This is a genomic window from Micromonospora sp. Mcm103 (genome assembly GCF_024519755.1).
Classification (GTDB): domain Bacteria; phylum Actinomycetota; class Actinomycetes; order Mycobacteriales; family Micromonosporaceae; genus Micromonospora; species Micromonospora aurantiaca.
Map to the genome: position 1 here is coordinate 1 of NZ_JALJRJ010000043.1, position 14,455 is coordinate 14,455.

Genomic DNA, 14,455 nt, shown 5'->3' on the forward strand with positions numbered 1-14,455 from the left:
AGAAGTTGAACTGGCCCCGGTTGGGCTGGAGCGCTTCCGGCTTCATCTCGTTCTCAGCCGTGATCATGTTGAACTCACGCCCGGCGATGGTGCTGTACGTCGAGTCGCCGAGCCGGCCCGCCGCGATGGCGGTGCCGAAGTAGCGGCCCGACTGCGCGGCGGCGGCGCCCAGCGTGGACGCGGCGGCGTTCGCCGACGGCATCATCACCGCGACGGCTGCCACCGTCACGGCGCTGACGGCGCCGGCGAGCAGCGCCCGGACGGCCGGTGATCGCCGTCGCCGGCTCCCGCCGCGATGAACGGATGGGCTCATTGCCATCTTGGCCTCCTTACTGGCCAACACCCAGGCCGTCGGGGCGAAGACGACTGGACGTCTCGGTTGGGTATCTAGCTCCGTCGATGCTTCCATCGCGCATCGACGAGGACAATGGTGTTTCGGAAACGTTTCGGAAAGGTTCTGGCCACGCACCCTCGACGGTCAGGACACGGTGCAGGCGGAGCCGTTCAGCGTGAACGCGGCGGGCTTCGGGTTGGCGCCGGTGTGGGTGCCGTTGAAGCCGAAGCTGGTCGACGCCCCCGGCGCCAGCGTCCCGTTGTAGGACAGGTTCGACGCGGTCACCGCCGTACCGGTCTGGGTCACGTTCGCCGACCACGCCTGCCCGACCTTCTGCCCGGCGTTGCCGAACGTGAACGCCAGCGTCCAGCCGTTGATCGCCGTGGTGCCGGTGTTGGCGACAGTGACGTTGGCGGTGAACCCGGTGTCCCAGGTGTTCGCCGTCCAGGTCACCGCGCAGGCGCCGCCGGCGGGCGGGGCCGTGGTGGTCACCGTGACGCCCGGCGACGCGGGCGAGACGTTGCCGGCCGCGTCCACCGCCACCACTGTGAACGTGTACGTGGTGGAGGCGGTCAGCCCGGTCACCGCCAGCGTGGTGCCGGTGGTGGAGCCGACCAGGACGTTCCCGCCCCGGTAGACGCGATACCCGGTGACGCCGACCGCGTCGGTGGACGGGCCCCAGGTCAGCGTCAGGCCGGTCGCGCCGACCCCGGAGGCGGTGGGCGTACCGGGTGCGGTCGGCGGGGTGGTGTCCGGTGCCGGGCCGGCCGGCGTGGTGACGCTGACGGCGGCCGACGACGCGGAGCGGTTGCCGGCGCCGTCGAGCGCCCGCACGGTGAACTGGTACGTCCGCTCCGGCGCCAGCCCGGTCACGGCCAGGGTGGTCCCGGTGGAGGCGGTGACGACCGGGTCGGCGCCGGCCGAGGTACGGGTCACCTCGTACCCGGCCAGGCCGCTGCCGCCGGTGTCGGTGGACGCGGCCCAGCTCAGCGTGAGCCCGCTGGACGTGACGGCGGACGCTACGGGCGTGCCGGGCACTGTGGGCGCGGTGGTGTCCGGGGTGACCGGTCCGGGCTCCTCGCCCCAGACGCGCACGCCACCGGAGTAGAGCGGCACCTTGCGGTTCGGCCCGGCGGTGGCCTGGTACGACGGGTCGTTCGTCGGGTCCCAGGTGCCGCCCTCCGGCACCCCGATTTTGAACTGGACCTCCATCCGGTGCTGCGACTGTCCGGCCGGCGCGATGGTGTAGCCGGTGCAGTCGACCTCGACGTACCAGATGTCGCCGGAGAACTGCTTCGCGGTCGACGGCGACGGGCAGCCCTGGGTGTAGCCGGGCGTGACGGTGACCGGTCCGGTGCCGTCGGGCCGGAAGAAGTACCGGAACTTACCGGTCGTCAGCGCCCGCGCCGGGAACGCCGACTTGTTGTAGATGATCGCCTTGAGCCCGGTGGCGCGCGGCTCGGCCTGCATGACTGTGGTCTCCACAGTCATCTCGTCCAGGTCGGGCGTCTCCGCGGACGGGAAACCGGCGCGCGGGCTGCCGCCGTACTCGTTCGTGAGCCGGGCCAGCGCGGAGGTGAAGCCGGCGTTGTAGTCGGTGGCGACCTCGTTCATCACGTAGTCCGACCGGCTGTCGGTGTACGCGTCGTTCGCCGCCGACGGGCCGCCGACGAGCGCGCCGTAGAGCACGTGCCGGGTCTCGGCAGGTACGGTCTGGCTGTCCCACCAGGAGCCGTGCGCGGTGCGGTGGTGCGGGTTGCGCGGCGAGTTGGTGCCGAAGCCGATCTGGTAGCTGGAGTTGCGCGGGTTGTCGCCGAGCGCGTAGTTGATCTGCCGGACGGCGAAGTCGTGGTAGCGCGCCTTACGCGTGGTGTCGGTGGTCTTGTCGCTGTAGACGAGCGCGGCGAACGCGGTGTTGGAGGCGTACCGCAGCGCGCCCCACGAGTCGAGCACGGCCATCCCGCCGGGCGAGTACGGCACCCGCTGGCCGTTGACGCCCACCGTCCAGTAGTCCAGCCACCGGTTGGCGTCGTCGACGTACTTCTGCTTGCCGGTCAGGTTCGCCAGCAGCACGTACGCGCCGAACTGCTTGTTGTCCCAGGCGATGGTCCACTTGTAGGAGCGGGTGGTGGACTGCGGCTCGGTGCCGAGCTTGTCGTACTCGCTCTCGGCCTTGGCCAGGTAGGTGGCGTCGCCGGTGGCCCGGTACAGCCAGATCGCGCCCCAGACCAGTTCGTCCTGGTAACCGCTCCACGACTTGTAGAAGCTCGTCGCGTCGGTGATGCACTCGTGGTAGCTCTTCCGCACCGTGTCGGCGAACGTGTAGAGCTGCTTGGCGTGGCCGAGCAGCTTGTCCGCGTAGGCCGCGTCGGTGGACCGGAAGACCATCGACGAGGCGGCCATGGCGGCCGCCGTCTCCCCCGCCAGGTCCGCCCCGCCACAGCTCGCGTCGATCTTGTACGCGGGCCGCGCCATCGGCATCACCTCGGCCGGGCCCCACCACTTGTGGTCGTCGTCGCCCTTGCCGACCTGTCCGTAGAGGACGTTCGCGGCGGGGTGCGCCTTGACGAAGTAGTCGTTGACGAAGCGCAGGTTGTTCAGCAGGTGGGTGAGCTGGCCGGAGGCGACGTACCCGTCGCGGTACTCGACCGCACCCCACGCCAGCATGGTGGCGCTGAACGCCATCGGGAAGCCGAACTTCACGTGGTCGCCGGCGTCGTACCAGCCGCCGGTGAGGTCGACGCCCACGTCGGCACCGTCGGTGAGCGCCGAGTCGCCGCGCCAGGAGACCCGGTTCCAGGAGGGCTTGCGGCCGGACTGCTGCGCCTCGTAGAAGAACAGCGACTTCTGCAACGCCTCGGCGTAGTTGAACGTGGCCGCGGCCTGCGGGGCGGCGGACGCGGGTGGCGGGGCGGCGACGGCCGTGGCCAGGCCGACGGCCAGCGCGGCGCCGGCGGCGAACAGCCGGCGGAGCCGGGACCGGCCTCCCGGCGGCGGAATCGGACGGGGCATGGCGAGCTCCTGTGGCTGGCGCCGGGCGGCAGCCGGAGCGGGGACGGTTCGCAGGGCTCCGGCTGCCGCGTGGCGGTGGTGGTGGGTGTCCGCGAGAGGTTCGGGAGCGCTCCCATGGACAATCGACAATGTAATGCGCCGTTCATCACAGGGGAAGAGCGCGCTGATCCGGGACGCCGGGCGTACTCACGGGTAACCATCGGGAGCTGGATCACACCATCGATGCTTCTCAATATAGAGCGTGTTCGGTCCCAGCTCAGCGGCATCGCCACGGTGACGAATGCGCCCGCGAGAGCGTCGCCGGCGGCGCGGCCGTCCTGGCATACGAGCGTACGGTTGCCCGGCCGCTCCGGCCCGCGGGACAGTACGCCTCACCTGCGGTGCCATCGACGCCGCCGCTCCCCGGACGACACTGAGGAGATCGCGATGGCTCTACGACTCGCCGAGGGCACCTCCTGGTCCGACACCCTCGCCCGGGCGGTGGCCGCCACGCCCGAGGCGTTCGGCACCGGCCCCGACGGCACCACGACGCTGCACAACCTCGTCCAGGGCGACTGGCGCGCGCTCGGCACGCCCACCGCCGTACGTACCCCGGTGGACAACACCGTGCTGGTGAACCTCGCCCGGCTCGACGCCGACACGGCCCGCGCCGCCGTCGCCCACGCCGCCGACGCGCACCGGGAGTGGGCACAGACCCCGCTGGCCGAGCGCGTCGCCCGGGTCACCGACGCCCTCGACGCGCTCACCGCACACCGCGACCTGCTCGCCCTGCTGCTGGTCTGGGAGATCGGCAAGCCGTGGCGGCTGGCCTGCGCCGACGTGGACCGCGCGCTGGACGGCGTGCGCTGGTACGTACAAGAGATCGAGCGGATGCTCGCCGACGGGCGGGAGCCGCTGCCCGGCCCGGTCAGCAACATCGCCTCCTGGAACTACCCGATGAGCGTGCTGGTGCACGCCGAGCTGGTGCAGTTGCTCGCCGGCAACGCGGTCATCGCCAAGACGCCGTCGCAGGGCGGCGCGGTCTGCCTCACCGTCGCGCACGCGCTGATGCGCCGCGCCGGGCTGCCCGCCACGCTGCTGTCCGGCAGCGGCGAGGAACTGTCCGAGGTGCTCGTCCGCGCGCCGGAGATCGGTGCTGTGGCGTTCGTCGGCGGGCGCTCCAACGGCGGCAAGGTCGCCGCCGCGCTGCTCGACTGCGACAAGCGGCACTTCATCGAGCAGGAGGGCCTGAACGCCTGGGGCATCTGGAACTTCTCCCAGTGGGACTCGCTCGCCGCCCACCTGCGCAAGGGCTTCGAGTACGGCAAGCAGCGCTGCACCGCGTACCCCCGGTTCGTGGTCCAGCGCGACCTGGTCGACGAGTTCCTCGACATGTACCTGCCGGTGGTCCGCTCGATCCGGTTCGGGCACCCGCTCGCCGTCGGCGACGACTGGTCGGCCGGCGACCCGCTGCCCGAGCTGGACTTCGGGCCGCTGATCAGCGCCGCCAAGGCCGACGAGCTGCGGCGCAAGGTCGACGAGGCGGTACGCGGCGGTGCCGTGCCGCTGCACCGCGGCAAGCTGGACGGGGCGCCGTTCCTGGACGGGCAGGACACGTCCGCGTACGTCGCGCCGGCCGTGCTGCTGGCCCCGCCCGGCCGGTCCCGCCTCATGCACGCCGAGCCGTTCGGCCCGGTGGACACCATCGTCGTGGTGGACACCACGGACGAGCTGCTGGCCCAGATGAACGCCTCCAACGGCGCGCTCGTCGCGTCGCTCGCCTGCGACGACGAGGAACTCGCCGGCAAGCTGGCGATGGACCTGCAGGCGTTCAAGGTGGGCATCAACAAGCCGCGCTCCCGAGGCGACCGGGACGAGCCGTTCGGCGGCCGGGGCGCGTCCTGGAAGGGCGCGTTCGTCGGCGGCGACCTGCTCGTGCAGGCGGTCACTGTGGGCGGCGACGGCCGGCTCTACGGCAACTTCCCCGACTACAGCAGCTACCCGGCCACCTGATCGCGCACAGACGGGCGGGGCCCCCGCATCGGGAGCCCCGCCGTGTCACCGTCCCCCGTATCGGAGGTCGGCCCCTGTGGCGCGTGACCGCGCCGGTTTCGGCCGTCCGGGCCGTACCCCTCTGGTGCGCCGCGCCGTTGCGGCGCACCTCCGGGATCCGGCCGGCAGCCGTCAGCTCAACTCGACCGCTGCGCCGGCACCGACACCTCGGCCCGCGCGGCGGGCTCGACCGGCGGCCGTGCGGCCAGCGGCAGCGTCGCGGTCAGCACGCCGCCGTCGCGTTCCATCGCCACCGGCCGGTCCAGCCGGCGCAGCGTCCGCAGCATCGGCGTGTTCTCGGACTGCACGTGCAGCAGCACGGCGGCGTAGCCGGCCCGGTCGGCGTGGCCGACCAGGCGGCGCAGCAACGCCGAGCCGAGACCCCGCCGCTGCCAGTCGTCGCGGACCAGCAGCGCCGCCTCGGCCTCGTCGCCCTCGCCGAGCAGGTTCGCCATCGCCACGACCGGCTCCGCCGCCCCGCCGGAGCCCGCCGTGGCGAGCAGTGTCACGCCCCGTGCCGGTTCCAGCAGCCGGCGCAGCCGGGCCGGCGACGGGTCCGCCGCCCCGCTCAGGTAGCGCCGCTGCCGGCTGCGCGCCGAGCAGGCGGCGTGCAGGTCGCGTACGCCGGAGACGTCCTCGGCGGTCGCGGCCCGCACCGACACCTCACCGCCGTCCGGCAGCACCAGCGTGATCCGGTCGGCGTCCCGGCGGGCCAGCGTCGCCGCCAGCTCGACGAGGGCCTGCGCGCGGGCGTACTCGGCCGGGGTGAAGCTCGGCTCCCGGCGGTGCAGCTCGTGCGCGCCGCCGGCCGGGTCGGCGAGCACCATCGTGGTGCCGCCCACCCCGCCCGGCGCGGCGGCGGGCGTCGGACGCCAGGTCACCGTGTCGGCGCCGAGCAGCGTCCGCAGCACCTCGCCGGTCGCCTCCGGGTCACGCACCAGCCGCCCGGCGAGCCCGAGCAGCCGGGTCGGCTCGTCGGCCAGCCCGCGCGCCCCGCTGCGCGCGATCCAGCACTCCCGGCCCCGGCCCCGCTCCACGGCGGCCCGCAGCTCCGCCTCGGTCACCTGCTCGGGCGCGTCGACCAGGAAGTCGTCGACAGCGCCGGCCTCGGTGGTGTGCACCTGCACGCTGAGGATGTTGACCCCGCGCAACGCGAGGCTCGCCGTGAGCACCGACAGGTAGCCCGGCCGGTCGTCCACGGTGGCTCGGATCCGCCACAGCGCCATGGTTGTCTCCCTTCCTCGGCACCGACCATGCCGTGCGCCTGTTGCGGGCCCGTTGCCCCGGGGTGACGCGGGCCGTCCGGTCAGGTGACGGTGGTCACGGGCGGCGTGCCGACCAGGTCCAGCCGGTCGCCGAGAATCACCGCGCCGGCGCGGACGAGCTGGGCGAGCCGGTCCACCTCGGTGGAGTGGAACCCGGCGGCGGCGAGCGGCTCGCTGTGGTCGCGGGCGACCACGAGCACCAGCCCGGCGCGGCCGAACGGCGCCACCGCGTAGTGGTGCCCGTCCGGGCTGGTCATGGCGCGCGCCCGCAGCGGGGTCACCTCCGGCAGCCGCGGCGGCACCGGCGCCCGCCAGCTCGCGTGGCCGATCGCGGCGACGCCGGCCTCGCCGCTGCGCGAGGCCCAGTCCAGGGGTACGACGGCGACCACCGCCCAGTCCGCGGCGAGCAGCCCCGGCACCGCGTCGACGAGCGTGGCCACCCCGTCGACCGGGTTCGCCGCCACCTGGGCGAGCAGTTCGGCGTCCTGCCCGGTGGTGGTGGGCGCGCCGATCGCCCGCCACACCCCGTCCACCCGGACGCCGGGGATCGCTGCGAGCCCGGCGAGCATCCGCTCCACCCGCGCCGCACCCGGCCAGACCACCGTGAAGTCGTCCACCGCCCGGCCGCCGAGCCGTTCCAGCACCACCACCTGCACGATGTCCGCACCGGAGACGCCGAGTGTCCGGGCCACCTGGCCGAGCGTGCCCGGACGGTCCGGCAGGGTCACCCGAACTCTCAGCAGCATGTCTGATCCCCTCCGCTCGGCGGGCCGGCCGAGCGGCCGGCAGGCTGGGGCCCAGCCTGCCGGTTGACCATTTCGCCCCTGTTGCAAGGGCATGTCCCGCCGGGAAAACCCGACCTTGACAACAAAGCTGAGCTGCCATCAACTAATCGGATGACCGATCCGGCCGCCGATGTCGCCGCGCCCTCGACCGGTCCGGCCCCCCGCGGGCTCGACCTCGACCGGCTCGCCGCCCACCTGGCCGTCCACCGGCCGGACCTGAGCGGGCCGCTGTCGGCGCGGCTGATCGCCGGCGGCAAGTCCAACCTCACCTACCTGCTGCGCGCCGGTGACCGCGAGGTGGTGCTGCGCCGGCCGCCCCTCGGGCACGTGCTGGCCACCGCGCACGACATGGCCCGCGAGCACCGGGTGATCTCGGCGCTCGCGCCGACCGGCGTACCGGTACCGGAGGCGCTGCTGCTCTGCGCCGACGAGAGCGTCATCGGCGCGCCGTTCTACCTGATGGCCAAGGTCGACGGCGAGGTCTACCGACGGCGGGAGCAGACCGACGCGCTCACCGCCGCCCAGCGGCGCGACCTCGCCATGGCGATGATGGACACGCTCGCCACGCTGCACCGGGTCGAGCCGGCCGAGGTGGGGCTGGCCGACTTCGGCCGCCCGGAGGGCTACCTGGCCCGGCAGGTACGCCGCTGGGCCGGCCAGCTCGACCGGTCCCGCAGCCGGCCGTTGCCCGGCATCGACGAGCTGCGCGACGCGCTGGCCGCCAGCGTGCCCGAGGGCGCGAACGCGGGCCGGATCGTGCACGGCGACTACCGGCTGGACAACCTGCTCGCCACCGTCGACCCGGTGGCGGTGCGGGCGGTGCTCGACTGGGAGATGGCCACGCTCGGCGATCCGCTGGCCGACCTCGGGCTGCTGCTGACGTACTGGGACGTGCTCGGCGACAGCGACCACGGCGAGGGCAACCCGGTGGCCGACGGCATCGGGCCGCGGGCCGGCTTCCCCACCGGCGCCGAACTGATCGAGCGGTACGCCGGGCGCAGCGACGTCGACGTCGGCCCGCTGCACTGGCACGTGGCGCTCGGCTGTTTCAAGCTCGCGGTGATCTGCGAGGGCATCCACTACCGGCACACGCTCGGGCAGACGCTGGGCGAGGGCTTCGACCGGATCGGCGACATGGTGGCGCCGCTCGTGGCACACGGGCTGCACGCGGTGAGGGAGAGCTAGATGGAGTTCGCGTACGACGACCGGACGGTCGAGCTGCGGCAGCGGCTGGAGGCGTTCCTCACCGAGTGCGTGTACCCGGCCGAGCCGGTGCACCACGAGCAGGTGGCCGCCGCCGGCGACCCGTGGGCCCGCCCGCCGGTGATGGAGGAGCTGAAGGCGCAGGCGCGGGAGCGCGGGCTGTGGAACCTGTTCCTGCCCGACGCCCGCTACGGCGCCGGGCTGACGAACCTCCAGTACGCGCCGCTGGCCGAGCTGACCGGCCGCAGCCCGCACCTGGCCCCGGAGGCGCTCAACTGCGCCGCGCCGGACACCGGCAACATGGAACTGCTGGCCGAGTTCGGCTCGGAGGAGCAGCGCAAGCAGTGGCTCATGCCGCTGCTCGCCGGTGAGATCCGGTCCGCGTTCTGCATGACCGAGCCGGAGGTGGCGTCCTCCGACGCGACGAACATCGCCACCCGGATCGTCCGCGACGGCGACCACTACGTCATCAACGGCCGTAAGTGGTGGTCGTCCGGGGCGATGGACCCGCGCTGCGAGATCTTCATCGTGATGGGCAAGACCGACCCGGACGCCGACCGGCACCGCCAGCAGAGCATGATCCTGGTCCCCCGGGACACACCCGGCGTGACGGTACGCCGCGGGATGCGGGTCTTCGGCTACAGCGACGCCCCGCACGGCGGGCACGCCGAGATCGACTTTTCGGACGTACGGGTGCCGGTGGACAACCTGGTCGCCGAGGAGGGCACCGGGTTCGCCATCGCCCAGGCCCGGCTCGGCCCCGGCCGGATCCACCACTGCATGCGTCTGGTCGGCATGGCCGAGCGGGCCCTGGAGCTGCTCTGCCGGCGCGTGCTCGACCGGGTCGCGTTCGGCCGCCCGCTCGCCGAGCAGGGCGTGGTCCGCGAGTGGATCGCCGAGTCGCGGGTCCGGATCGAGCAGGCCCGCCTGCTCGTGCTCAAGACCGCGTGGCTGATGGACACCGTCGGCAACAAGGGCGCGCACACCGAGATCCAGGCCATCAAGATCGCTACCCCGCTGATGGCCGAGTGGGTGATCGACAAGGCCATCCAGGCGTACGGCGGGGCCGGGGTCAGCCAGGACACCCCGCTGGCCGAGCTGTGGGCGGCGGCTCGCACGCTGCGCTTGGCCGACGGCCCCGACGAGGTCCACCGCGCGTCGCTGGCCCGCCGCGAGCTGCGCCGCCACTCCTGACCCGCTCCCCCGCCGGGGGTGGGTCAGGCGGAGGCCCGGTGGATCAGCTCGGTGTCCAGCAGCACGTGCGGGGAGGGGACCTCCTCGCCCCGGATGCGGGACACCAGCAGCCGGGCCATCTGCCGGCCCATCTCCTCCACCGGCTGGAACACGGTGGTCAGCGGCGGCTCGGCCTGACGCGCGATCGGGGCGTCGTCGAAGCCGATCACCGCCACGTCCTCGGGCACCCGGCGGCCGGCCTCGCGCAACGCGCGCAGCGCGCCGAAGGCCATCAGGTCGGAGGCCACGAACACGGCGTCCAGTTCCGGGCACACGTCGAGCAGCCGGCGCATGGCGGCGGTGCCGCTGCCCTCGCTGAAGTCCCCGTACGCGATCAGGCCCGGATCGACCCGGCTGCCGGACGCACGCACTGCCTCCTGGTAGCCGGAGAGCCGGGCCAGGCCGGCGCCCATGTCCTGCGGGCCGGCGATGGTCGCGACCCGCCGTCGGCCCTGGCGGAACAGGTGCTCCACCGCCTGCCGCGCGCCGCCGACGTTGTCCATGTCGACGAACCACGCCGGCTGCGCGTTCGGGTGCAGCATCCGCGCCGGGCGGCCGCCGAGCACTGTCGGCAGGCCGCGCTCCTCCAGCAGCGTGGGCAGCGGGTCGGCGTCGTGCAGCGACAGCAGGAGTACGCCGTCCACGTGCTGGTTGGTCAGGTGGTGCTCGACCCGTTCCCGCTCGATCGGCGACTGCACCATGGCCAGCCAGAGCTGCATCGGCGTCTCCACCAGCCCGGAGCTGACGCCCCGGACGATGGCCGCGAAGAACGGCTCGGTGAAGACCCGCTCCCCCGACTCGGACACGACCAGTGCGACCGAGTCGGTCCGCTGGGTGACCAGCGCACGGGCGGCGCGGTTCGGCACGTACCCCAGCTCGGCGATGGCCTGCTGGACGGCGGCCCGGGCCTCCGGGCTGACCTGCGGCGAGCCGTTGACCACGCGGGAGACCGTGCCGCGCCCGACGCCGGCGCGAGCCGCGACCGCGTCGAGGGTCGGACGCCCGAGCGAGCGGGTGCGCTGCGTTGTCATCGTTGTGCTCCTCCGACGGTCGGGCGGGCCCGGCACCGATTGAGGCGTCGGCGCCGGGCCGCCCGTTACTGGCTGGCCCAGCTTATTGTGCGGGCAGTCCGTTGCGTCGGATCACGTCGGCGTACCACCTGGCGCTGGACTTCGCGATCCGGGCCTGGCTGTCGTAGTCGACATAGACCATGCCGAACCGCTTCGTGTAACCCCAGGCCCACTCGAAGTTGTCCAGGAGCGACCAGGCGAAGTAGCCCTTGAGCGGCACACCGGCCTCGATCGCGGCGTGCGCCGCGCGCAGGTGCGCGGAGAAGTAGGCCAGCCGGTCCGGGTCGTCCACCCGGCCGTCGACCAGCTCGTCGACGAACGCCGAGCCGTTCTCGGTGACGTAGAGCGGCAGGTCGGTGTACTCCCGGTGGACCCGCTCCAGCGTCTCCACCAGGCCCGGCGCGTCGATCTCCCAGTCCATGTCCGTCACCGGGACACCCCGGGTGACGAACCGGACGTCCTCGCTGCCCGGCCAGCAGGACGGCGCCCGCCAGTAGGGCTCCGGCTCCGCGCCCTCGACCGGCGCGGCCACCACGTGCCGGCTGTAGTAGTTGACCCCGACCATGTCCAGCGGCGTGGAGATGGTCGCCAGGTCACCGTCGCGCACGTGCCCCATGTCGGTGACCTGACGCAGGTCCGCGACGAGGTCGGCCGGGTACGCCCCGCGCAGCACCGGGTCCAGGAAGAACCGGTTCGCCAGCGCGTCGATCCGCCGGGCCGCGTCGGCGTCGGCCGCCGACCCGCTCGCCGGGGTCACCGGGTACAGGTTGACGGTGATGCCGAGCTGCGCGTCCGGGCGGACCGCGCGTACCGCCTGCACGGCCAGGCCGTGACCGAGCATGAGGTGGTGCCCGGCCCGGACCGCGTCCGCGCCGTCGGAGCGGCCCGGCGCGTGCACGCCGGAGCCGTAACCGAGGAACGCCGAGCACCACGGCTCGTTCAGCGTGGTGAAGTACTTCACCCGATCACCGAGCGCCTCGGCGACCAGGTGGGCGTACTCGGCGAAGCGGGCGGCCGTGTCCCGGGCCGGCCAGCCGCCCGCGTCCTCCAGCGGCTGCGGCATGTCCCAGTGGTAGAGCGTCAGCCACGGCTCGATGCCGTGGCCGAGCAGCTCGTCGACCAGCCGGCGGTAGAAGTCCATGCCCTCCTGGTTGACCCCGCCGGTGCCGCCCGGCTGCACCCGCGGCCAGCTCACCGAGAAGCGGTACGACCGCAGGCCCAGGTCGGCCATCAGCCGCACGTCGTCAGGCATCCGGTGGTAGTGGTCGCACGCCACGTCGCCGGTGTGCCCGGCCACGGTCCGGCCCTCGGTGTGGCTGAAGGTGTCCCAGATCGACGGGGTACGGCCGCCTTCCGTCGCCCCGCCCTCGATCTGGTACGCGGCGGTGGCCGCGCCCCAGAGGAAGTCCGGCGGGAAGGTCAGGGCCGGACCGGCGTCGAGGAGACCGACGGCGGGCGGGCTTGCTGGGTTGCTCACGACTTGACGGCGCCTTCCATGATGCCGCCGATGATCTGGCGGCCGAACAGAACGAACACGACGAACAGGGGCAGGGTCGCGATCAACGTACCGGCGAAGATCTGCGAGTTGTCGGCGAAGTAGGCGGTGTTGAGGCTGCGCAGCGAGATCTGGACGGTCGGGTTGGACGGGTCCGCCAGCACCACGAACGGCCAGAAGAACTGGTTCCACTGCTCCATGAAGGTCAGCAGGCCCAGCACCGCGGCGGCCGGACGCAGCGCGGGCGCCACCACGTGCCAGTACACCCGCCAGGTGGAGCAGCCGTCCACCCGGGCGGCCTCGATCAACTCGTTCGGTACCGCCTGCTCGGCGTACTGGCGCATCATGAAGATGCCGAAGCCGCCGATCAGGAACGGAACGGTCACCGACGGCATGGTGTTCAGCCAGTCGAGCTTCGCCATCAGGATGTACAGCGGCAGCACGCCGAGCTGGATCGGCACCATCATCGAGGTGAGGATGATCAGCAGCAGCGCGTTCTTGCCCCGGAAGCGGAGCTTGGCGAACGCGAAGCCGGCCAGCGAGCCGAAGAACACCGTCGCGACGGTGATCGTCCCGGAGACCAGGAACGAGTTCATCAGGCCCTTGACGATGTTGGCGTCGCTGTTGGCGAGCACCCGCTCGATGTTCTCGCCGAGCTTGCCGCCGGGCAGGAACGGCGGCGGCCACGAGTTTGCCGCGTCGTTCGTCCGGCTGGCGATCACGATCATCCAGTAGAACGGGAACAGGGACAGCAGCACGCCGAAGATCAGGCCGATCATGGTGAGCGGGCTGGCCTTCCAGAGCCGCTCGGCGCGGTGGGCGGTCTTGACCGGCGGACTCTGCCGGGTGGGCGGGCGGACGGCGGTGGTCGTCATCTCGTCACCTCACTTGTCGGAGCTGATGCGGCGGGCGAGCAGGTAGTTGATCGCCGACATCAACGCGATGAGCACGAAGAGCACGAGCGCGACCGCTCCGGCGTAGCCCCACCGGAAACGCTGGTTCATCACGTCGAGCAGGTACATCGTGATGGTCTGGAACTGGCCCTCCGAACCACCGGAGAGACCGCCCGAGCCGCTGGTGAACAGCAGGGGCTCGGTGAACAGCTGGAGGCCGCCGATGGTGGAGATGATCAGCGTGAAGATGATCGTGGGGCGCAGCTGCGGGACCGTGATGGACCAGAACTGGCGCCGCCGGGAGGCGCCGTCCAGCGCCGCGGCCTCGTACATGTCCTTGCTGATCGACTGCATGGCGGCCAGGTAGATCAGCGCGTTGTAGCCGACCCAGCGCCAGTCGACCATGGTGGAGATGGCGAACCAGGACGCGAAGCGATTCGCCCGCCAGTCGATCGGGTCCAGGCCGACGCTGTCGAGCAGCCAGTTGACCAGGCCGAAGTCCTTGGCGTAGATCATCGAGAAGATCAGCGCGACCACGGCGGTCGAGGTGATGATCGGCATCGCGATGGCCATCCGGAAGAACGTCTGCGCGCGCAGCTTCCGGTTCAGCGCATTGGCGAGCATCAGCGCCAGCAGCAGCTGGGGCACCGTGGAGAGCAGGAACATGCCGAACGTGTTGACCACCGCGTTCCAGAACTGCGGGTCCTCGGTGATCAGTTCGACGAAGTTGTCCATCCCGACGAAGGAGATCGTCGAGTTCAGCGGCGACCGGTCGGTCAGCGCGATCCAGACCGTGTACGCGATCGGGTACACGCCGAACACGGCGAAGATCACGAAGAACGGCAGGACGTACAGGTACGGCGAGTATTTCAGGTCCAGGCGCGTCAGTGAGGCGGCACGGCGGCGCGAGTGACGGGCGGCGCGCGGCGGGCCGGGTTCGGGCGGCGCCGCGGCGTGCAGGTCGAGGCTCATGGGGAGTCCTTCTCCTCGGCCGGCGTCACCCGCCACACGGGCGACGCCGGACTCTGCGGGCACCGCGGGTGGCGCCGGCAGCCGGGCTGCCGACGCCACCCGCGGGCGGCTCAACCGGTTACTTACCGGCGGCCGCACCGTTCTTGAGGGCCGTCTGCCACT

General features: G+C 72.4%; 11 protein-coding genes. 3 read left to right on the top strand and 8 right to left on the bottom strand.

Annotated elements, in window-relative coordinates:
• The coding region (locus OC439_RS29980; RefSeq protein ID WP_410054978.1) for an endo-1,4-beta-xylanase at window positions 1-319 on the bottom strand (319 nt) is incomplete at its 3' end.
• A gap of 159 nt (window positions 320-478) precedes the next feature.
• The gene (locus OC439_RS29985; protein WP_262016357.1) at window positions 479-3,346 is read right to left on the bottom strand and encodes a glycoside hydrolase family 9 protein; all 2,868 of its coding nucleotides are present in this window, start codon (window positions 3,344-3,346) and stop codon (window positions 479-481) included.
• Between the two features lie 426 nt (window positions 3,347-3,772).
• Here OC439_RS29985 and OC439_RS29990 point away from each other — a divergent pair, with 426 nt between their 5' ends.
• Entirely contained in the window at window positions 3,773-5,338 is a 1,566-nt protein-coding gene (locus OC439_RS29990; protein WP_262016358.1) for an aldehyde dehydrogenase family protein, read from the top strand.
• Between the two features lie 176 nt (window positions 5,339-5,514).
• Here OC439_RS29990 and OC439_RS29995 read toward each other — a convergent pair whose 3' ends face one another.
• A complete protein-coding gene (locus OC439_RS29995) occupies window positions 5,515-6,603 on the bottom strand; it encodes a GNAT family N-acetyltransferase (RefSeq protein WP_262016359.1) in 1,089 nt (362 codons plus the stop codon).
• An 80-nt stretch (window positions 6,604-6,683) separates the two neighbouring features.
• Entirely contained in the window at window positions 6,684-7,388 is a 705-nt protein-coding gene (locus OC439_RS30000) for an amino acid-binding protein (RefSeq protein ID WP_013474552.1), read from the bottom strand.
• A gap of 150 nt (window positions 7,389-7,538) precedes the next feature.
• On the opposite strand from OC439_RS30000, the gene OC439_RS30005 reads away from it, so the two are divergent.
• Together OC439_RS30005 and OC439_RS30010 are read left to right on the top strand one after the other, a co-directional pair.
• Window positions 7,539-8,612: a phosphotransferase family protein gene (locus tag OC439_RS30005; RefSeq protein ID WP_013284861.1), complete on the top strand. Its 1,074-nt coding sequence runs from the start codon at window positions 7,539-7,541 to the stop codon at window positions 8,610-8,612.
• Window positions 8,613-9,824, top strand: a complete 1,212-nt coding sequence (locus tag OC439_RS30010) for an acyl-CoA dehydrogenase family protein (RefSeq protein ID WP_262016360.1) — start codon at window positions 8,613-8,615, stop codon at window positions 9,822-9,824.
• 23 nt (window positions 9,825-9,847) lie between these two features.
• Here OC439_RS30010 and OC439_RS30015 read toward each other — a convergent pair whose 3' ends face one another.
• The 4 genes from OC439_RS30015 to OC439_RS30030 form a co-directional block, all read right to left on the bottom strand.
• A complete protein-coding gene (locus OC439_RS30015; protein WP_135238999.1) occupies window positions 9,848-10,894 on the bottom strand; it encodes a LacI family DNA-binding transcriptional regulator in 1,047 nt (348 codons plus the stop codon).
• A gap of 82 nt (window positions 10,895-10,976) precedes the next feature.
• On the bottom strand, window positions 10,977-12,410 hold the full coding sequence (locus OC439_RS30020) for a GH1 family beta-glucosidase (protein WP_262016361.1): 1,434 nt from the start codon (window positions 12,408-12,410) through the stop codon (window positions 10,977-10,979).
• On the bottom strand, window positions 12,407-13,207 hold the full coding sequence (locus OC439_RS30025) for a carbohydrate ABC transporter permease (protein ID WP_030274682.1): 801 nt from the start codon (window positions 13,205-13,207) through the stop codon (window positions 12,407-12,409). The genes OC439_RS30020 and OC439_RS30025 overlap by 4 nt, the downstream gene beginning before the upstream one ends.
• 105 nt (window positions 13,208-13,312) lie before the next feature.
• Window positions 13,313-14,293 carry a carbohydrate ABC transporter permease gene (locus tag OC439_RS30030; protein WP_194803261.1) on the bottom strand — a complete coding sequence of 327 codons (981 nt, stop codon included), beginning with the start codon at window positions 14,291-14,293 and terminating at the stop codon, window positions 13,313-13,315.
• Window positions 14,294-14,455: the final 162 nt, after the last annotated feature.